This window comes from Clostridium sp. 1001275B_160808_H3, from assembly GCF_015550425.1.
In the GTDB taxonomy this organism is placed as follows: Bacteria; Bacillota; Clostridia; order Clostridiales; family Clostridiaceae; genus Clostridium.
In genome coordinates, this window is the sequence record NZ_JADNAT010000002.1 from 67,617 (window position 1) to 89,248 (window position 21,632).

Consider the following 21,632-nt stretch of genomic DNA (forward strand, 5'->3'; position numbering starts at 1 on the left):
AGAATAATATTTACATTTACTAATTGTATGAATATTCGAAAAATGATAATATAAGATTGATATGAAAATAAGCCAGGGGGGAACAATCATGTATAAGATAGTGAAAAAAAGAGAACTTACTGACAACATATATCTTATGGATATAGAAGCACCAAGAGTTGCTAAGTCTGCTAAGCCAGGACAATTTATAATTATTAAAAATAACGAAAAAGGGGAGAGAATTCCTCTAACAATAGCTGACTATGATAAGGTTAATGAAACTGTTACTATAGTATTTCAAGCTGTAGGAAGAGAGACAAAAGAATTAGCTAGTTTTGAAGAAGGAGATTATGTTAGTGACTTCGTTGGACCTTTAGGACAACCAAGTGAGTTTATACATGAAGACCTAGAAGAGCTTAAAAGAAAGAATATAATATTTATAGCTGGTGGTGTAGGGGCAGCACCTGTATATCCGCAAGTTAAATGGATGCATGAAAATGGTATTGCTTGTGATGTAATAGTTGGAAGTAGAACAAAGGACTTATTAATATTAGAAGATGAAATGAGAAAAGTTTCAGGCAATTTATATATATCAACAGATGATGGAACATATGGATTTAATGGTAGAGTAACAGATTGTTTAAAGTACTTAATTGAAGAAAAGGGAAATAAATATGATCATGCAATAGTAATTGGACCTATGATAATGATGAAATTTATGTCAATGCTAACTAAGGAATTAAATATACCTACAACAGTGAGCTTGAATCCAATAATGGTAGATGGAACTGGAATGTGTGGAGCATGTAGAGTTACTGTAGGTGGAAAAGTGAAATTTGCATGTGTAGATGGTCCAGAGTTCGATGGACACCTAGTTGATTTTGATGAATCAATGAGAAGACAAGGAATGTATAAGACTGAAGAAGGAAGAGCTCAACTAAAAATCGAGGAAGGGGACACTCATAATCATGGTGGTTGTGGATGCAAGGTGGAATAGTTATGAATATGCAAGATAGAATGAAAAGAGTACCTGTTTCAGAACAAGCTCCAGAAGTAAGAGCAAAAAACTTTGAAGAAGTGTGCTTAGGATATATAGATGAAGAAGCAATAAAAGAAGCAAATAGATGTTTAACTTGTAAAAATCCAAAATGTGTTGATGGATGTCCAGTATCAATAAATATTCCAGAATTCATAGCATATATAAAAAATGGAGAATTTGAAAAGGCAGCTAAAGAAGTTGCAAAATATAGTGCATTGCCAGCTGTTTGTGGTAGAGTATGTCCGCAAGAAAGTCAATGTGAAGGTAAATGTGTATTAGGAATTAAAGGGGAACCAGTTTCAATAGGTAAGCTAGAAAGATTTATAGCAGACTGGTCAAGAACACATAATATAGAATTAGCAGAAAGAGAAGAAGATAAAAATAAAAAAGTAGCTGTTATAGGTAGTGGTCCTGCTGGATTAACTTGTGCAGGAGAGTTAGCTAAAAAAGGATATGATGTAACTATATTTGAAGCTTTACATGAACCAGGTGGAGTTTTAGTTTATGGAATTCCTGAATTTAGACTACCTAAGGATGATGTAGTAAAAGCTGAAATTGAAAACATAAAGAAGCTTGGAGTAAAGATTGAAACTAATGTTATAGTAGGAAGAACTATTACTATAGATGAGCTTATGGAAGATGAAAAGTTTGATGCAGTGTTTATAGGTTCAGGAGCTGGTCTTCCTAAGTTTATGGGTATTCCAGGAGAAAATGCAAATGGAGTTTTATCTGCAAATGAATTCTTAACAAGAGTAAACTTAATGAAGGCATTTAAAGAAGAATATCATACACCAGTTAAAGTGGGAAAGAAAGTAGCTGTAGTAGGTGGAGGAAACGTTGCTATGGATGCTGCAAGAACTGCTTTAAGATTAGGATCAGAAACTCACATTGTTTATAGAAGAAGTGAATCAGAGCTTCCAGCAAGAGTTGAAGAAGTACACCATGCTAAAGAAGAAGGTGTAATCTTTGATATTTTAACTAACCCAACAGAAATTTTAGTAGATGAAAATGGCTGGGTAAAGGGAATGAAATGTGTTCAAATGGAACTTGGAGAGCCAGATGAATCAGGTAGAAGAAAGCCAGTAGTTAAAGCTGATTCAGAATATGTTATGGATGTTGATACTGTAATAATGTCACTTGGAACTTCACCAAATCCACTTATATCATCAACAACAAAGGGTCTTGAAACTAATAAGTGGAAATGTATAATAGCAGATGAGCATGGACTAACAACTAAAGAAGGAGTTTATGCTGGTGGAGATGCAGTAACAGGAGCTGCAACTGTTATTTTAGCAATGGGAGCAGGTAAAACTGCTGCAGAAGCTATTGATGAATATTTAAGTAAATAATGTTATAGAGTTATTTTTAACCTGCTACTACTTTAAATTGTAGCTTAAATGGTTAGAAATAACTCTTTTTTTGTATATTTAATCTTCTAATTATTAATAAGAAATCAATTTTGTAAATTAATTGTAAATATTGTCTATCTTTTAGAGTAATTTTAGGTAAGTATATAGTATAATATCAGTAGAGTAAATTTTATATAAAATTAAGAATAAAGTTTAGATATTGTATAAATATAGAATGTTTAATTTTAATATACATATAAAAGTTACTAGCAATTATAAATTAAGTTATGGCAATAATCATACGAAAGAGAGGAATTATTATGTACTTATCAAAATTTACTGATTACTCATTTAGAGCCTTAGTATACCTAGCTGAAAATACAGACAAGCTATGCACTGTAGAAGAATTAGCAAAAAAATTAGAGATTTCAGAACATCATTTAAAGAAAATAATACACAAGCTTGCTAAGACAGATTTAGTTATATCTATGAAAGGTAGAACTGGTGGATTAAAATTAGGCTTAGAGCCTCAAGATATAAATTTAGGTGAAGTTATCCGTATAACAGAAGATAACTTAAATATTGCACAATGTTTCAACAAGGAAGATTGTTGTCCATTTATAAGTTCAGGATGTAAGCTAAAAGGGATAATGAATGAATCTTTAAATGCATTTCTTCATGAGTTCTCAAGATATACACTACAAGACTTACTTAACTAAAGTCTAAAGGTATAAAATTCAGTATTTAAAGTTATATAGTTAAAAATAGGCTATAAGTAAAAATAACTATAGCCTATTTTTATTTTAATAATTTATTTTAGGGATACTATGTAAAATTCAGAATTATCATTACTCCAACCTAAATCAAAAGGGACTTTATATTTATCAATAGAATTAGAATTAACTAAAGGATACCCAGAATTATCAAATCCTGTGATTATAGCACTATGCTCAATATAATCACCTTGCTTATATATGACTAAATCACCTAATTTTATTTCATTACTTGACTTAGACATACTATCTAAGATTTCATCAAAAGACCCAGAAAATAATATAAATGCTTTATTGCTAGATAAAAGGTAATCTAAAAGCTTTTCTGAGTTAACCCAAGTTTCACTTGCCATTACTCCTTTAGATTCATTAAATTTATAAGACCAATCTTTATCTTGAGGCATTCCTCCACCTTCAAGGCCATCAGATAAGCATTGAGATATAAAATTAGTACAATTTCCAGATCCAGCAACATAGATGTAATAATTTGAATTATATTTGCTATCTAAGTTAGTTGCAAAAGATATTCCAGAGTATTTATCAGCATAATCTACAGCAGCTTCTCTATTATAAGTAGAACTATTTTCAGGTGTAGGATTAATTTTAAAGTTTAAATTATAAGCTTTAAATCTAGTTAATGGAATATTCTTTTCAGTTAAATCAAAATCATATTTACCAAGGCCACCTTCAAAGCAATCTTGATAATAATCTTTAGTAACTATAAATGAGTTTCCAAACTTTTTTAGTTCTAATGTATGTATTAAAGAAACACCAAAACTATTAACATTTTCAGGATCATTATTGTATATGTAATCAAATTTATATTCTTCACTTAAAGTTAAATCATATGTATTATCCTTTTCCTTTATAGATGTAATTTTAGGGGTAGACTGTATATTCTTAAAACTTACATTTCTTTCACTTGCCCAATCTCTTAAAAAAGCAATTCTTTTAAATTCATGCTTTAATGAGTAGCTACTAAATGTTTGAGCAGTATCATAAAACTTATAAAGTTCTTCGACATTACCAGTAGTAAAAGACTTGTTACGAGTAGTATATAACTCATTTAAAAATGAAATTATAGAAGTTTCTAAATTTTCATCACTATCAGTTATAAAAGTACCGGCATGTGCAATTGGTTCACCTTCATAAACTTCACTAAAAAATACAGAAGGAACAAAAGATGAGTTTGAGGTCTTAGAAATAAAAAACAAAAAATTAGTTATAAGAAAAATTGAAAATAAAAAATAACTACTTGCTTTGAATATCTTTTTTTTATTTTTATCTTTAAAGATATTACGCATATAAAAAACCTCCCTAGTATTGACCATATTTAAGTACAATCAAGCTTTTTCATATTTTTAAATAATACATATTAAAAATGCAAGAATTAATAATAGTAGTATGTGCAGTTAAAATAAAAATATGAGGAGAAATTAAAAAGTGAAAGAGTGAAAAAGTAAAAGAGTGAAAAAGTAAAAAATTGAGGAAATAATTCACCTTTGTTTAATTGTAGAAAATAGGGCTGAAATACAATTGATAATGGACAATGGATAATTAGGGAGATAATTTAGATAAGCTGAATTATGAAAAGTGAGAAGGGAAAGAATTGATTGTATAAGTCTTGATAGAAAATATTAGGAATATAATATATAATTGAAATGAGTAAATAAATGGTACAAATGAGTTGGAGGGATAGTTAATGATTAATATAGGTGTTATAGGAACTAATTTTATTACTGAATGGTTAATAGCTGGAGCAAGGGAAGTTGAAGGTGTAAATATATCTGCTGTTTATTCAAGAACAGAGGAAAGAGCAAGGGAGTTTGCAGATAAGTTTAATATAGAAAATATATTTACTGATTTAGAGGAAATGGCTAAGAGTGATTTAATTGATGCTGTGTATATAGCTTCACCTAATTCTTTGCATGCTGAGCAAGCTATATTATTTTTAAATCATAAAAAGCACGTGCTTGGAGAAAAGGCTTTTGCTTCAAACACAAAGGAAGCTGATGCAATGATAAAAGCAGCAAAGGAAAATGATGTTGTCTTAATGGAGGCAATGAAAACTACGTTACTTCCAAACTTTAGAGTTATTAAAGATAACCTACATAAGATTGGTAAGGTTAGAAAGTATTTTGCAAGCTACTGTCAATACTCTTCAAGATATGATAAATATAAGGCTGGAGAAGTGTTAAATGCTTTTAAGAAGGAATTATCAAATGGAGCTATTATGGACATAGGAGTCTATTGTATAGCACCAATGGTTAATCTTTTTGGAAAGCCAAATACGGTAAAGGCAAATGGAATAATGCTAGAAACTGGAGTTGATGGAGAAGGCAGCGTAGTCTTTGGTTATGATGATATGGAGGGAGTTGTAATATACTCTAAAATAAGCAATTCATATCTTCCATCAGAAATCCAAGGGGAAGAGGGTAGCATTATAATTGATAGAATTAATTCATTTGATAATGTGAAAATAATATATAGAGATGGTAGAGAAGAAAATTTAACATTAGAACATAAAGAAGCAAATATGTGCTATGAAGTAGAAGAGTTTATTAACTTAATTAAAAATGGAGAAAGAGAATCTAAGATTAATTCATTAGAAGTTTCTAGAAATGTAGTTGATGTTATTGAAGAAGCTAGAAAGCAAATTGGAGTGAGTTATCCGGCAGATAATAATTAAAGAATGAAAAAATTAATACCATATGGACTTAAAGATGTACAAGGAAAATTTTTTCAATCAAAAGTATTTGGAAATCTAGCTCCAGAAAAGGTAGAAGAATTTGATAATCAATTTCCTTATATGAAAAAAATTGAAATTACTAGGACAATGGGAATAGTATTTATATAGGTTTGCTATTACAATGAAGCATATTCTTTAGAAACTAGTTACAAAACAAGCAAACTTATATATAACTACTTTTTATTAAGAAATTAATTATAAAAATAGCAATATAAGAAGCTTTTTCACTTAATGCTAATAAGATTAGGTTTAAATTAAGTTGAATTTGTTATAATATAAGTATGTAGAAATTGTGTATTATATAAAGTTAAATTTAGATTAGTAATAAACTTTAATTTTCATTAAATATTAGCTGCTCTTGTTAATGAAGAAAAATTAATAAGATAGTTATTATTTTTTAATTTTTAAAAGAAAATTGTGGAAAGTAAGGATTAAATCTAAGTTGACATAGAAATCTATATAATATATAATTTACACGTAGTCAAAATTGAATATTTCGCGTTAAACTAATTCTTAACCTGGGGACGTTTTGGCTTCGACGGGGGTAAGATGGGTTTGATAAGCGAGCCGAGGCAAGCATGTCACCTCGATAATAAAGTATGCATTAAAGATAAACGCAGAAGACAATTTTGCATTAGCAGCTTAATATAGCCGCTCATCAGCCCAGGGTGCCCACGCTCTGGATCACTGGTGTCATAAAAGTGGGAAACGAAGTTTAGCAAAGCTTTGAGCTAAAGGGGTATTCATGAAGCTAGGGAATTAGGAGTTTGTTTGTGAGCGAACTAAGGACCGAAATTTTAGTCACAAACTACGCTCGTAGAAAGTCAGGCTGGTCTGCTTTCGGACAGGGGTTCGATTCGTAAGATGAGTCGCCTTTTGAAGTGATTCATAAGTGATAACTTGGCTTTATCGGTGAACCCGTAGCAAGTAATGTTGCCGGCAATACCGAGAGGTATGTGAAGAAATTCAACAGCCTCGTATCGACTTATAGGTTCCTAAAGCGAAAGCTATGGAATACTAGGATAGAAGACATAAACTATACTGAGCTTCTATAAGACGCCAAGAGTGTATAAGATTTATACACTAAGATATAGTCAGTGCCATTAAGAAATTATGGATGCACATGACCCCTCGTCTCCACCATGAAAACCTCCACGATACCAACATCGTGGAGGTTTACTTTATCCCCATAAACTCCTCTTTCGCAATTAGCATCTCATCAGTATAGTACCCATTTCTAGGAGTAATAGATTTATAAGTACTTATAATTAATTTATCTCTTTTTTTCTTAGTGTTAATTATTAAATATGGATATATATCATTTAGTAATTGAATAGCATCATTTCTTCTTAAAATATAACCATAGCAATCTTTATGTTTTTCTATATTATAATTTTTCTTAGAAATAATTCTTCCTTTTCCTACAGTGTTTTTTACCCATTCCAATAACTCTAATGTCGTTGAAGCAATTGATACACAAGGGGATGGGTGTTCATTCTTATGTATTCTTTGTAGCATTATACTACCTTCACCATCAATAATTCCAGCAATATAGGCTTTTTCCGTTTCAGTCATAAAATCACCTTTTTTAAAACTAATATCTTTATAATGATAGTTTGTGATTATTAGTGAAAAAGATTATGCTAATTACGAAAAATATCTCAATATATTTTTAGAGGATTACGTAGGGCATAATATGTTTGGATGGAAATAAATCAAATCAGTCCTGTCTATTACTATTTAATAGATAAATGTAGTTACTTCACCTAAAAATATGGTAACTACAAAATCATTTATAAAATTGAATATAAAATGTACATATATGATATTTAGTTGAAGTATCATAAAGAATTATGTTTCAGTAGATATTAAAGTAGTTTAAAGAATAATTGAAGTTATTAAATTAGAATGCTAAGATTAGATTTTAACAAGAGAAGTTTAAGACCTATAAGTTAAGAAATTACTCAACTTATAGGTCTTATTTTACTTAATATATAAAGCTAATAAAAAATAATCTATAATTAATATAAGAATATTTAAAACTATTTTTAAACTTTTTACGTATAAGATTATGTACCGGTATTAATAGGAAGGGGGCATAAATGGTTGATGATGAATTAAAACTTATTGATAATATATATAAGAAAAGAAGTATTTTAAATTGAGCATATAATATGATGTTTAGCATCCGTAAAAAGGATTATTGCTTTAAACTTAAGATTTCTATAGAGTTTTATGTTTAATAACATAACTGTTTAGTATATAATATCACTAAAATTATAAATATAAGGAGTTTCTATATGGATAAATTAGAATTTATTAAAAAATTAAGTAAGTATAGAGAAATTGTAGCCTTATGTGAATTTGGAAGTTATGGTACTGAGGATTGGATTAAGGATAGAAGTGATATTGATTTAATAGCTGTTACTAAGCCTAATGTTACTTTTTTAGATACCTTTAATATAGAAGATGGAATAAAAGAAATAGCTACTGATTTTTATAAATATAATAAAATACATTTAACTTTCTTATTGTTTAATGACTTTTCAAATAAATATGCACGTATTGCAGTAGATAGTGATAATAAATATATTTTAGATGAAGAAAGATGGTATGACTTTAATCATTATGTCTTAAAATCTGTAAGAAATAACGAAAATTTAGAGAGAACTTTAAGAATAGACGAACAATATAGTTATTTTGGAAGTATTTTCGATGAGTCTTACGATAGGTATAAAAAAGAAAAATTTTTAGAAAAATATCAAAGTGCATATGATAACTTAGAAGATCTTAAAGAAGCTATAAATGAGTATAATAAAAGTAATAGTAGAATTATAAAAAGAGCAATGTTTGCATTTTTTCAAGATTTCTCTGAGTATATAGTAGATATGTGTGAAAGTCATATAATAATAAATGGTGGGAAATTAAAAAGTACAACATCATCTAGTCAACTAATAGAAAAATCATATGATATGGGATTTTTTGATGAAAAGCTCAAGAGTTATCTTGTGATGGCTGTTAAATTAAGAAATAGATATACTCATGATTATTATTTAAGAGAAGAAAGTGAGAAGTTAATAGAGGAATTTTGCTTTAAAAAGCTGGCTTATTTAAATATATTTTTAGAGGCAAGTAAAGATAAAGTTATTTTAAGATATAAAGAAAAATAGAGCTAGTGGCGCTTTGAAGAGTGCTACTAGCTTATTATTTTTTAAAAGGAAATTACTAATCTTTCAAATATTGAAGAAGTACATATAGATGGGTTTAATACAATAATAACTTTAGAGGTTGCTGATGAGAAATATGGATTTATGTGAATATGTTATGGGTATTTTTTCTTTGTTAGAACTATTTATACGAATATGTTAGGAACATTTTTCCTAGCAGTTTTAACCTAAGGAATAAATTAAGGAGTATAATATAAAATAAAATATAAAGTATTAAATAAAAAAGGAGATGAAGTAGTGAATTTATATAATAAATATATCAAAAAATATAAAATTCCTTTTTTAACTGCTGTTACTTGTGTAGCCCTGGAGGCAATATGTGATTTGCTTGGACCAACCCTTATGTCTAATATAATTAATTCAGGAATAGATGGAGGAAGTCTTTCAAGTGTTTATTACTGGGGGGCTTTAATGCTTATGGTTACAGTTCTTGGGGCTTGCTTTGCTATAACCAGAAACATTCTTGCATCTAAGGTTTCTCAAAGAGTTGGTGCAGATTTAAGATATGATTTATTTGAAAAGATATTACACTTTTCGGAAAATGGAGCTGATAAAATTGAAAGTGGTTCCCTTATTACTCGTATGACTAATGATACTTCTCAGGTTGTTCAATTTATAAATGGAATCATGCGTATTTTCCTAAAAGCTCCAATAACATGCATAGGAAGTATTATTCTTGCAAGTATTCTTAATTTCAAGCTTTCTTTAGTTATTTATGGAGTTGTTGCTCTAGTTGGTATTCTTATAGTTATTAGCATGAAACTTAGTTACTCACGTTTTTATAAACTTCAAAAGGCTATGGACAAGGTAAACTCAGTTGTGCAGGAGTATCTTATTGGTGTTAGATTAGTCAAGGCCTTTGGAACCTATGATAAAGAACAGGAGAAGTTTGGGGAAACCAACGATAATTTAATGGAGAAGGGGATTTCTTCTCAGATAATTATAACCTTAACATCACCTCTTATGACCTTTATTGTTGGTATTGGAACTGTACTTATACTATTTGTTGGAAGTAAGCTTTTTTCCTTAAACCTTGTAAATCCTGGAGATATAACAGCATTTACAATTTATATGGCTCAAATTCTTACATCTTTAATAATGATAACTAATATATTTAATACCTTTGTTAGAACAAAAGCATCTACTGCTCGTATTGAAGAGATTTTAAATTGTGAAGAGGATTTCCCTTCTATTGGAGAAGATTCAGAATTAAATGGAGAAGTGGAATTTAAAGATGTTACCTTTGCTTATCCTAATGGAAGCGGTTTGCCTGCTATTAAAGATTTATCTTTTTCATTAAAGCCTGGAGAAAACCTTGCAATAATAGGACCTACAGGTAGTGGAAAGTCCACAATAGCATGGCTATTATTAAGGTTTTATGATGTTAATGAAGGAAGTATATTAATTAATGGAAAGAATATTAAAGATATAAGAGTAGATACTCTTAGAGATAATATTGCTATTGTTCCTCAAAAGCCTATGTTATTTTCAGGATCAATTAGTGAAAATATTAAATGGGGTAATAAGAATGCCTCTAATAAAGAAGTCAAATTTGCATCCGAAAGAGCAGAAGCTTCTTTTATAGAGAATATGTCAGATGGCTTTAATACTCTTTTAGGTGGAGGAGGAGTTAACTTATCAGGAGGGCAAAAGCAAAGAATTTCTATTGCACGTGGAATTATTAAGGGTTCTAAAATTATTATTTTAGATGATGCAACAAGTGCTTTAGATGCAGTTACTGAAGCTAGAGTTAGAGATAATCTTAATTCCTTGGAAGATAATAGAACTGTTATTACTATTACACAGCGTTGTGGGACTGCTATGTTCTCAGATAAGATACTTGTTATGGATAATGGGGAGAGGGTTGGATTTGGAACTCATGAGGACCTTATGAAAAGTTGCCCTATTTATAAAGATATTTATAGAACTCAAATGGAAAGTAGTAAGGAGGCATAATAATGGGACAAATATATAAGAAACAAGAAATTCAAATGCCTTCAATGGGAAGAGTAGGCGGTGGTGGACCAAGCAGATTTGCTCCAAAGGCAAAGCCTAAAAATGCTAAAGGAACATTAAGAAGGATTGTAAAAATATATATGAGGTGGGGTAAAACAATATTATTAGCCATGATTCTAACAACTATAGCTTCCTTAATAACTGTTAGTATTCCTTACTTTGTTGGAAAGACCTTTAACTATCTTGACATCAACACTAGAACTGTAGATAGTAGTATGTTTCTAACACTTTTAATGGTTATAGCAGTTCTTCAGTTATCTAATTTAATTATTTCAAGTATCAATGGAGTAATTATGCTTAAAGTATCTCAAAAACTAGTTCATGCTTTAAGAAGTGAATTTTTTAATAAGATGCAACGTCTACCTTTAGAATTTTATGATACCAGATCCCATGGTGATACTATGAGCAGAATTACTAATGATGTAGATAATATTAGCTCTACAATAGCTCAAACCACTACACAGCTTATATCAAGTATTTTAACTTTGGTTGGTTCATTTTTAGTAATGATTAACTTAAATATTCAGCTTACTTTAGTTGTGCTTTTATGCGTTCCCTTGGTAGTTTTATTAACTAAAACAATTGCATCTAGAAGTAGAGTGTATTTCTTAGCTCAGCAACAAAGCCTTGGTGCTTTAAATGGAGTTATTGAAGAAAATATTTTAGGATTAAAAATGGTTAAGGCTTTTGGAAAGCAAAAGGATATTTTAGAGAACTTTAAAGAAATTAATGAGAATCTTTATGAAAGTAGTAATAAGGCTCAAATATGGTCTGGTTATATGATGCCTTTAATGAATGTTATAAATAATTTTATATTTACTGTAGTTTCCATTGTTGGAGGAATACTATCTGTAGGATACGGATTAGCTGTAGGTACTGTTGTTAGCTTTTTAAGCTATTCAAAGCAGTTTGCCCAGCCTTTAAACTCCGTAGCTGGAATGTTTAATACAATACAATCAGCCCTTGCTGGAGCTGAAAGGGTTTTTGAAGTTTTAGATACTATAGAGGAAAAAGAAGATATAGAAGGAGCAATAGAGATTGAAGATCCAAAGGGAGATGTAGAGTTTAGGGATGTATGCTTTTCCTATGATAAATCTACTCCTATCTTAAAGAATATTAGTTTTAAGGTTAAGGCTGGAGAAACTGTGGCATTAGTTGGAGAAACAGGTTCAGGTAAAACAACTATAGTTAATCTTCTTACACGCTTTTATGACAGTGACAGTGGAGAAATTCTTATAGATAATGAGCCAATAACAAATTTAAAAAGAGACAGCCTTAGAAAATGCTTCTCTGTAGTACTTCAAGATACATGTTTATTTACAGGAACAATTATGGATAATATAAGATATTCTCAAAGTTCTGCATCTGATGAAGAGGTGATTAATGCTGCTAAAATAGCTCATGCACATGAGTTTATAAGTAAATTGCCAAAGGGATATAATACCATGGTTTCTGGATCAACTGATAATTTAAGTCAGGGACAGCGCCAGCTTATATCCATTGCTAGAGCTGTTTTGTGTGATAGTCCAATTCTTATTTTAGATGAGGCAACCAGCAGTGTTGATACTAAGACAGAGAAGGAGATTCAAAATGCTTTAGTTCGATTAATGAAAAATAGAACTAGTTTTTTAATTGCTCATAGACTTTCTACCATTATAGATGCTGATAATATTATGGTTATTGGTAATGGCAAAATACTTGAAAGTGGAAATCATAAGACCTTGATGGAGAAGAAAGGATATTACTTCGAAATGGTAATGAGCCAGATGGGAAAGTTAAATGTAGAGAATGAATAAATTATATAGGGAGAATTAGAAGTAAGAAGTTAGAAACTTTATATAAAATAGAGTTTCTAACTTTTTATTATTTATTGATAGGATTGCTTATTTGCTATATAAGTATCCGTACACTATAATAGCTAAAAATATAGAAGAAATTCTTTATTTAATAGGAAAAGATAAAAGTGCTATTGTAAAAAATATATTATAGCTAGTAGTAAGCTAGAAGCCCCTTCGCCATTAGATACGTAGAAAGTAATGAATGTATCTAAATGGATATGTAATAAAGTCACAGAAGGATATATATTAATCTGTATAATTAAATAGTAAAACTGTCATAAATAAATTTAAGGGGGATATGCATGAGCAGTTTATTTAAAATTTGGAAAAAGTGGTCGTATGTAATTCTAATAGCTTTTTTAGTTTTGGGTATATTTGATTTTAGAATTGGATTGATTGCATCGATTTGTATGGTTGCACCTATAATAGTAGCTATAATTAAAGGTAGATTTTGGTGTGGAAATTTATGTCCTAGGGGAAGTTTTTATGACAATGTAGTATCTAAGTTTAGTAATAAAAAGAAAGTTACTAAATTTATTAAATCAGCATATTTCAGGCTAGTTGCTATAGCACTAATGCTTACTGTATTCACTACTGGTATGATAAAAAACTGGGGAAATTTATATGGAATGGGATTCGTAATATACAGACTTATAGTAATAACAACTATTATAGGACTAATATTAGCTCCATTTTACAATGAAAGAGCATGGTGTAATTTTTGCCCAATGGGAAGTATAGCTGCGTTTATATCAAAATTTAGAAATAAGCAGAATAAAAATATTTTATTAAGCATTAATGATGCTTGTGTATCATGTAAGTTATGTACAAAAACATGTCCTATGGGAATAAATGTTCATGAATATAAAGGGGAAAGTATAACTTACTATGATTGTATACAATGTGGCAAGTGTGTAAATAAATGTCCTAAAAAATCTATAGGTTATATAAAACTTAATTAGGGATAGTCACAGGATTCTTAAAAAAAAACATATCTTAGATATTTTTCTTGTCTTTAAGAGTTTAGTACCTAAAAACGCCTATGTAAAATGCGATTACATAGGTGTTTTTTTGTTTAAGTTAAAATTCAGTAAAAAAGAAATATTAAGTATATTCTAGACATTAGAAAAGTTGATTAATTATTTTAATATCTTCTTATATTATCTGTATTTATTAAGAAATTTTATAATTTTGATCTTAGAGAGATGTGCATATTTAGATGTAAGATAGCAAAATCAGTGTCACAATAAATGTTTATGAATAATATATATTATGAAACCGGTAAGGGATAGGTAATTAAAATGAAAGTAAAGATATTAAAAGGTACAAGTGCAAAAAAGTTAGAACATGAAATTAATGAGTTTATCAAAGATAAAAATATTATAAATATAAGTCATGAGATAGCTACTTCGAATTTGTATGATAGGTGTGTAATTATTTTGATAGTTATAATTTTATACGACGAATACAAACATTGCGGATATTCAGACCTTGATTCAATACTAGATTTAAGAAATAACAAAACGAATTAAAAAATAATGGAGGGCAAAAGATGAAAGTTGTTATACTTGCTGGAGGAAAAGGAATTAGAATGAGTCAGTTAACAATGAATACGCCTAAACCTTTATGTGAGGTTGGGGGTATGCCCATAGTATGGCATATAATGAAGATATATAGTCATTATGAATTTAATGATTTTATTTTTTTATTAGGCTATAAAGGGGAAAAAATAAAAGAATATTTTATAGATTATTCATGGAAAACTAGAAGTTTTCTTTTAGATATGAAAAGTGGGGATATTAATATATATTCTGAACCAGAGCCATGGAGGATAAGCTTCATTGATACAGGTATTGAAACTATGACAGGTGGAAGGTTAAAAAGGGCTCAAAAATATATTGGAAATGAAACATTCATGTTAACTTATGGAGATGGATTAGCGGATATAAATATAGATGAATTATTAAAATTTCATAAAGAGCAGGGGAAAATAGCAACAGTTACAGGAATATATAAGAAAAGCCAATATGGAATTTTAACTGTGGAAGATGGATTAGCTAAATCTTTCGACGAAAAAAAGAACATTGATGGAATAATAAATGGTGGATTTTTTGTTTTTGAGCCAGAAATATTTGACTATTTAGAAAATGATACAACATGTGTTTTAGAACAAGATCCATTAAAAAAATTAGTTGAAGATAATGAACTTGCAGTATATATTCATAATGGTTTTTGGACTGCTATGGACACTTTAAATGATATAAATAATGTAAATAAAATTTGGAACGAAGGAAAAGGAGTATGGAAAATATGGTAAATAAGTTTTGGAATAATAAAAATGTTTTTATAACTGGTGGTACTGGATTTTTAGGAAGTTACTTAGTTAAAAAATTAGTAAATTATGGGTGTAATGTAACAATATTAGTAAGAGACTATATACCACAATCAAATATATATATTGGAGAGGAATATAAAAAGGTTAATGTCGTACATGGTGATTTAGAAGATTATCTATTAATAGAAAGGATACTTGGAGAATATGAAATAGATACAGTATTTCATTTGGCTGCTCAGGCAATCGTTGGAGTTGCAAATAGAAATCCACTCGGAACTTTTAAATCTAATATAGAAGGAACTTGGAATATACTTGAGGCTGCAAGAAAAAGTCCATTAATTAAACAAATAATAGTAGCATCCAGTGATAAAGCTTATGGTGACCAAGAAAAACTTCCATATGATGAAAATATGCCACTTCAAGGAAAGCACCCTTATGATGTTTCAAAAAGTTGTGCAGATTTAATTGCTCAAACTTATTATGAAACTTATAATTTACCAGTATGTATTACAAGATGTGGAAACCTTTATGGTGGTGGAGACTTAAACTTTAATAGAATTATTCCACAAAGCATACAATCTATATTAAATAATGAAGCTCCAGTAATAAGAAGTGATGGAAGTTTTATTCGAGATTATTTTTATATAGAAGATGCTGTAGACGCATATATTAATTTAGCTGAAAAAGTTGTAGAGCTAAACTTAGGAGGACAAGCTTTTAATTTTAGTAATGAAATACAATTAACAGTTTTAGAACTAGTTAATAAAATATTGAAAATTATGGGAAGTAGTATGAAGCCTATAATATTAAATCAAGGAAGTAATGAAATAATACATCAATATTTATCTGCAAAGAAAGCAAGAACTGTATTAGGATGGAGTCCAAAGTATACGATTGATGAGGGGCTAAGCAAAACTGTAGAATGGTATAAGGATTTCTTTAAAAAGGAGATATAAATAATGCAAGAAAGTGTTTTTTGTATGGTTGTATCAAGGACTAGATTAATTCAGGCAATTGCATGTTTTTTATCTTTATATAAAAATATGGATAATTTTAAAGTATATATCCTTTGTGCAGATGAAAAATGCTATGAATTTCTTAAGGAGATTAATATAGATAAAATAGTGTTAGTAACAATTGATGAATTGAATAGAGAAGATTTGTTAGCAATAAAATCTTCAAGGAAATTAAATCAATATTGTTGGACATTAAAGCCTGGTTTTATAAAGTATATATTTACTTTAGACGAATCAATTCAAAGAGTAACTTATATAGACTCAGATTTATTCTTTTATCAAAATCCTAATGTGATATTTGAAAATCAACAATATGCTTCTGTTCTACTATCTAGTGGAGAAATATTTTTGCCTATGTATTCTAAAGAGTTTAATCAAACTATGCAATCTCTTACTGGAAATTTTAACTCAGGGTTTATTAGCTTTAAAAGGGATATTGATGGGTTAGAGTGTGTTAATTGGTGGGATAAAATGTGTGTAGATAGTTGTACTTCGAATCCTCAAGATAATAAATTTGGGGATCAAAAATATCTTGATGATATGCCATTTATGTTTAATAATGTTTACGAAATAACAACTCAAGGAGTTAATATTGGACATTGGAATTATTCAAAATATAATTTTACAGTTTCAAATGACAATGTATTGGTGAATAATAACAAATTGATATTTTATCACTTTAGTGGTTTTAGAATAATTAGTAAATATGATATTAGGCAGGTTCATGAACAAGATAGAGTGAATATACCGTTTATTTACTCAATATACAAAAGAGAACTGGTGAAAATTATTGATGATGTTGAAAAGATAGATCCAAATTTTAAGGAATATATTACTATTAATGCTATTGATGATAACTAGAAAGGATTAAGGAAGGAAAAGAAAGATATGAAAGCAAGTGTTATAATACCAGCATATAATTCTAAAGAGCGATTATATTACAATCTTATATCCTTAAATAATCAAGATTGTGACTTCAATATTTTTGAAGTTATTGTAGTCGATAATGGATCTAATGATAATACTCTAGAAATGTTACAAAGTTTTAAAGCTAAATTTGACTTTAAGTTTGTGAGACTTGAAAAAAATAGAGGAATAGCTCGTGGAAGAAATGAAGGGATAAGAAGAGCAGTTGGTGATATTCTAATATTTCATGATAGTGACATGATAGCTAGTAGAGATTTTATAACTAGGCATTTAAAAAATCATGAAGAAAAAGATATAGTTGTATGCGGAATACCGTGGAAGAGAATTTTTACTTTTTATTATAAAGAATTAGATTCAAATATTAAGAATTATTTAGCTGAAACTGTGCCTAAACAAGATGAAAAGCCTGATATTATAGATAAATCTCCATTAATAGATGTTGAATCAATAATTGATGGGAGTTATATAAATAAATCTTTTGATTTAGATGCAGAATTTATGAGAGGGCTAAAAAATATATTGAAAAATCACAATGAAGAATTGAAAGACTATCATCTACCATGGAGATTTTTTATAACTAATAATGCTTCGGCAGAAAGAAATAGAGTAATAGAAGTAGGAATGTTTGATGAAAATATAGTTGGATACGGATTTGAAGACTATGACTTAGGAATAAGGTTATATAAATCTGGGAGTAAATTTATATTTGATAAAAATATATTAAGTGTTCACCAAGAACATCCTACAAATATTAATATAGTTGAAGGTCGCGAAAATATAAATTATATATGTAAAAAATACAATAATAATTATTTTTTAGATGTAATATTAGTTTGTACGTCTGGTTTAACATCAATTAATGAATATGATTTTAATGAATTAACTATAGATATAAATAATATGTCAGCTATAAGCTATTTTAGGCCTTTGTTAGATATATTTTTAGAATTACTTCAGACATGTAGGCGACGCTACGTTATAGAAGGTGTTACAGATATAAGTAAAGTTATGCCAACTATAGATATTGATGTAAACAAGTTAATTATGGAAGTTAAAATTTTAAGAGATATATTTGGAATTAAATATTTTACAGAAGCTATGCTAGCATTAATAAGAGATGTTTATAATGTTTCTTATTAAATTCTAAAAATGTACTGAAGAGGAGGGAAAATATGAGTAAATATCATTTATCAATGATTCTATCGGAATCAAATTTATTTAAATTAATACCAATGTATGTTTCTTTAGAAAACTCTTGTAGTGATTTTAAGTTATTTATTCTATGTATGAATGATTCTGTTTACCATATATTAAATAAAATAGGTTTCAAAAACATTGTTTTAATACAACTAAAGGATGTAGAAGAAAATAATTATGATTTAGCAATAGCTAAGTCTAATAGAATATTCCATGAATATTGCTGGACTCTAAAGCCTATTTTTTTATATTATGTTATTAATAAATATGACAATGCGAAATATTATGCACATGTAGATTCGGATTTATTCTTCTTTTCGGATATAGCTTATATTTTTAATGAGAATCATAATGCATCAATTTTTTTGACAGAGCATAGAAATTCAGAAGAGTTTAAACACTTTTATGAATTAAGCGGATTATATAATACAGGATTTGTAGGATTTAAAAATAATGATGAAGCAAAAGCAGCAGTTAGGCTTTGGGGGGATAGGTGTTTAAAGAAATGTACTGTTGAATATGATGTAGCTAATAAAACTTTTGGAGATCAAAGATATGTAGAAGATTGGTCAAGTATATTTAAAAATGTGCATATAATAAACTCTATTGGAGCAAATGTTGCATTGTGGAATATAAAAAATTATAAAGTTTCAAAAAAGAATAATGTTGTTTATGTAGATGATTCACCTTTATTATTTTACCATTTTTCTGGTGTATTGTTATTAGGATCAAGAGAATTTGACTTATGTCCTTATTATCATATAGAGGATGAGAACTTAATAAATTATATATATGATCCTTATATTAGATGGCTATCACAATCAATAAAAAATGTAATTAAAGAATTTCCATGGTTTAATGAAGGATTTGTTGACAAGGCTGATATTGTGAATTTGAATAACTATAAAATATAATTAATATAAATTAGGAAAAATAAAATTTAAAATTGTACTAATAAATATACTAATCGTCTGTAGGTGGATTAAGTAGCCATTTACAGACGGTTATTTTTATAGTAGATATATCTGAAAATTATATAATAATAAATGATGGAAAATTAAAAAAGTACAACATCATATACTCAACTAATTGAAAAATCATATGACATGGGATTTTTGATGAAAAGCTCAAAAAGTTATTTTGTAATAGTAGTGAAATTAAGGAATAGGCACCAATGAATATTATATTTATAATATTCATTGATAATAATAGTTGAAGAAGAAATAAAACGTATTGTAAAAATATTCCATTTGTGATAATGTTATTTTGAGGTTTCTTAATAAGCACCTTAATTACATTTTATATAATAGTATAATTAAGGGAACTAATAATTTTATTGGAGTATATAAGAACAACATTAATGAGCTAAAGTTATAATAATTATCCTGTATATTAAGAATTTAATAATTATAATAGGAGGTGTTATATAAAATCTGAATCGTAAAAATGTTTACGATTTCAAATGTGGATGTCATAAGTTATATATTAATAGTAGTGTATATATCAACAATATTAAAGTGAAAAATTATGAAATGAAAAAACATTATGCAGGGGGAAATAAAAATGTTAAAAAAACACAGAGGCCCTTTATTGATTTTAGCATTAGCATTTAGTGTTGGAATAAATACTAATATAGTAAAAGCTAATACAGGTAAAACAACTAACACTAATATAGATACTACAGCTACCACTATCTCAACAATAACTAGTACAAATGCACTTGCAAAGATTCCAGGATCTTCTAATCCTCTTATTACACAAAAATTTGGAGCAGATCCATATGCTATGGTTTATAACGATAGAGTATATGTATACATGAGTAGTGATGCTTTTGAATATGATAGTTCAGGAAATATTATTAATAATAGTTATAGTTATATTAAAACAATAACTTGTATATCATCTGATGATATGGTGAATTGGACAGACCATGGTGAAATTAATGTAGCTGGATCAACTGGAGCAGCTAAATGGGCAAATAATTCTTGGGCACCAGCTGTTACACACAAGGTTATAAATGGAAAAGAAAAATTTTTTATGTATTTTGCTAATAATGGAGGCGGTATTGGTGTACTTACATCAGATTCACCAATTGGACCTTGGACTGACCCGATTGGAAAACCTATAATTACGAATAGTACTCCAGGCGTTAGCGGTGTTGTATGGCTTTTTGATCCAGCAGTTTTAATAGATGATAATGGAGTTGGATATTTATATTTTGGTGGAGGAATACCAGGTGGTAGTAATCCTACACAGAGTCAAATTGCAAATCCAAAGACAGGTAGAGTAATACAATTAAGTAGTGATATGATTAATACTGTTGGAAGTGCATCTGTAATTGATGCTCCATTTATGTTTGAAGATTCAGGCATACACAAATATAATGGTAAATACTATTATTCATATTGTTCTAATTTTTCAGGAACACACCCATCTGGAACACCTCCTATGGGGGAAATAGGCTATATGATAAGTGATAATCCTATGGGCCCATTTACTTATAAAGGTACTTTTCTTAAGAATCCATCATCATATTTTGGAGTAGGTGGCAACAATCATCATTCTGTTTTTAATTTTAAGAATCAATGGTATGTAACATACCATGCTCAAACTCTTGGAAAGGCAATGGGAATAGTAAAGGGATATCGTTCCCCTCATATAAATAAGCTTGAACATAATGCAAGTGGACTTATAAATACTGTTCAAGCAGATATGAAAGGTGTAGCTCAAGTTGCTAATCTTTATCCATATAGAAGGATAGAGGCAGAAACTATTGCATGGAGCAATGGTGTTTCAACTGAAAAATGCCAATCACCTGGAAGTATGGTAAGTAGTATTAATTTAAATGTTACTAACATAAATAATGGAGATTGGATTGCTTTATCAAATGTTGATTTGGGAAGTGGAGCTAAATCATTTACAGCAAACATTGCATCAACGGTAGGTGGAAAAATAGAAATACATTTAGATAGTTTAAGTGGACCGATTATTGGTACTCTTAATGTAAGTTCTACAGGTGGTACCCAACAATGGAAGGATATGTGGTGCGGTATAACAAATGCTAGTGGTGTTCATAATGTTTTCTTTAAGTTTGTTGGAAACGAAAATAGTCAGTTGTTTAATATTGATCATTGGGGATTTATTTATTAAGTAAAATTTAGGACTTAAATTGAATAATCAATAGAAT

Annotated in this window: 18 protein-coding genes and 1 other RNA gene; 17 read left to right on the forward strand and 2 right to left on the reverse strand. The window is 28.9% G+C overall.

From position 1 onward, the window contains the following. The first annotated feature begins 88 nt into the window (after positions 1 to 88). The 3 genes from I2A75_RS02260 (at position 89) to I2A75_RS02270 (ending at position 3,086) form a co-directional block, all read left to right on the forward strand. Positions 89 to 976, forward strand: coding sequence for a sulfide/dihydroorotate dehydrogenase-like FAD/NAD-binding protein (locus I2A75_RS02260; RefSeq protein ID WP_195262850.1), 888 nt, complete (start codon positions 89 to 91; stop codon positions 974 to 976). Positions 977 to 978: 2 nt separating this feature from the next. Continuing rightward, positions 979 to 2,367: an NADPH-dependent glutamate synthase gene (gene gltA, locus I2A75_RS02265; RefSeq protein ID WP_195262851.1), complete on the forward strand. Its 1,389-nt coding sequence runs from the start codon at positions 979 to 981 to the stop codon at positions 2,365 to 2,367. A gap of 320 nt (positions 2,368 to 2,687) precedes the next feature. Next, on the forward strand, positions 2,688 to 3,086 hold the full coding sequence (locus tag I2A75_RS02270; RefSeq protein WP_195262852.1) for an Rrf2 family transcriptional regulator: 399 nt from the start codon (positions 2,688 to 2,690) through the stop codon (positions 3,084 to 3,086). Positions 3,087 to 3,178: 92 nt separating this feature from the next. On the opposite strand, the gene I2A75_RS02275 is transcribed toward I2A75_RS02270, so the two are convergent. After that, on the reverse strand, positions 3,179 to 4,444 hold the full coding sequence (locus I2A75_RS02275) for an amidase domain-containing protein (RefSeq protein ID WP_195262853.1): 1,266 nt from the start codon (positions 4,442 to 4,444) through the stop codon (positions 3,179 to 3,181). Positions 4,445 to 4,842: 398 nt separating this feature from the next. Here I2A75_RS02275 and I2A75_RS02280 point away from each other — a divergent pair, with 398 nt between their 5' ends. The 3 genes from I2A75_RS02280 (at position 4,843) to ssrA (ending at position 6,751) form a co-directional block, all read left to right on the forward strand. Then, on the forward strand, positions 4,843 to 5,829 hold the full coding sequence (locus I2A75_RS02280) for a Gfo/Idh/MocA family oxidoreductase (RefSeq protein WP_195262854.1): 987 nt from the start codon (positions 4,843 to 4,845) through the stop codon (positions 5,827 to 5,829). Positions 5,830 to 5,832: 3 nt separating this feature from the next. Next, positions 5,833 to 5,997, forward strand: coding sequence for a hypothetical protein (locus tag I2A75_RS02285; protein ID WP_195262855.1), 165 nt, complete (start codon positions 5,833 to 5,835; stop codon positions 5,995 to 5,997). A gap of 412 nt (positions 5,998 to 6,409) precedes the next feature. Continuing rightward, positions 6,410 to 6,751, forward strand: a transfer-messenger RNA (tmRNA) gene (ssrA, locus tag I2A75_RS02290). Between the two features lie 314 nt (positions 6,752 to 7,065). On the opposite strand, the gene I2A75_RS02295 is transcribed toward ssrA, so the two are convergent. After that, positions 7,066 to 7,464 (reverse strand): LAGLIDADG family homing endonuclease, encoded by a 399-nt coding sequence (locus tag I2A75_RS02295; protein ID WP_195262856.1) that lies wholly within the window; start codon positions 7,462 to 7,464, stop codon positions 7,066 to 7,068. A gap of 725 nt (positions 7,465 to 8,189) precedes the next feature. Here I2A75_RS02295 and I2A75_RS17910 point away from each other — a divergent pair. The 11 genes from I2A75_RS17910 to I2A75_RS02355 all read left to right on the forward strand — a co-directional run bounded on the left by I2A75_RS17910 (position 8,190) and on the right by I2A75_RS02355 (position 21,595). Next, the gene (locus I2A75_RS17910) at positions 8,190 to 9,059 is read left to right on the forward strand and encodes a nucleotidyltransferase domain-containing protein (protein WP_243241954.1); all 870 of its coding nucleotides are present in this window, start codon (positions 8,190 to 8,192) and stop codon (positions 9,057 to 9,059) included. 294 nt (positions 9,060 to 9,353) lie between these two features. Then, the gene (locus I2A75_RS02310) at positions 9,354 to 11,072 is read left to right on the forward strand and encodes an ABC transporter ATP-binding protein (RefSeq protein WP_195262857.1); all 1,719 of its coding nucleotides are present in this window, start codon (positions 9,354 to 9,356) and stop codon (positions 11,070 to 11,072) included. A 2-nt stretch (positions 11,073 to 11,074) separates the two neighbouring features. After that, complete coding sequence (locus I2A75_RS02315; protein ID WP_195262858.1) at positions 11,075 to 12,928, forward strand: ABC transporter ATP-binding protein; 1,854 nt, start codon at positions 11,075 to 11,077, stop codon at positions 12,926 to 12,928. Between the two features lie 344 nt (positions 12,929 to 13,272). Continuing rightward, on the forward strand, positions 13,273 to 13,932 hold the full coding sequence (locus I2A75_RS02320) for a 4Fe-4S binding protein (RefSeq protein WP_195262859.1): 660 nt from the start codon (positions 13,273 to 13,275) through the stop codon (positions 13,930 to 13,932). 339 nt (positions 13,933 to 14,271) lie between these two features. After that, positions 14,272 to 14,502 carry a hypothetical protein gene (locus tag I2A75_RS02325; RefSeq protein ID WP_195262860.1) on the forward strand — a complete coding sequence of 77 codons (231 nt, stop codon included), beginning with the start codon at positions 14,272 to 14,274 and terminating at the stop codon, positions 14,500 to 14,502. Between the two features lie 20 nt (positions 14,503 to 14,522). Continuing rightward, positions 14,523 to 15,287, forward strand: a complete 765-nt coding sequence (gene rfbF / locus I2A75_RS02330; RefSeq protein WP_195262861.1) for a glucose-1-phosphate cytidylyltransferase — start codon at positions 14,523 to 14,525, stop codon at positions 15,285 to 15,287. Then, positions 15,281 to 16,261, forward strand: a complete 981-nt coding sequence (locus tag I2A75_RS02335; protein WP_195262862.1) for a GDP-mannose 4,6-dehydratase — start codon at positions 15,281 to 15,283, stop codon at positions 16,259 to 16,261. The genes rfbF and I2A75_RS02335 overlap by 7 nt, the downstream gene beginning before the upstream one ends. 3 nt (positions 16,262 to 16,264) lie before the next feature. After that, on the forward strand, positions 16,265 to 17,182 hold the full coding sequence (locus tag I2A75_RS02340; protein ID WP_195262863.1) for a hypothetical protein: 918 nt from the start codon (positions 16,265 to 16,267) through the stop codon (positions 17,180 to 17,182). Positions 17,183 to 17,209: 27 nt separating this feature from the next. Continuing rightward, a complete protein-coding gene (locus I2A75_RS02345) occupies positions 17,210 to 18,388 on the forward strand; it encodes a glycosyltransferase family 2 protein (protein WP_195262864.1) in 1,179 nt (392 codons plus the stop codon). A 32-nt stretch (positions 18,389 to 18,420) separates the two neighbouring features. Further along, positions 18,421 to 19,359, forward strand: coding sequence for a hypothetical protein (locus I2A75_RS02350; protein WP_195262865.1), 939 nt, complete (start codon positions 18,421 to 18,423; stop codon positions 19,357 to 19,359). Between the two features lie 649 nt (positions 19,360 to 20,008). Then, the gene (locus I2A75_RS02355; RefSeq protein ID WP_195262866.1) at positions 20,009 to 21,595 is read left to right on the forward strand and encodes a glycoside hydrolase family 43 protein; all 1,587 of its coding nucleotides are present in this window, start codon (positions 20,009 to 20,011) and stop codon (positions 21,593 to 21,595) included. Positions 21,596 to 21,632 lie beyond the last annotated feature (37 nt).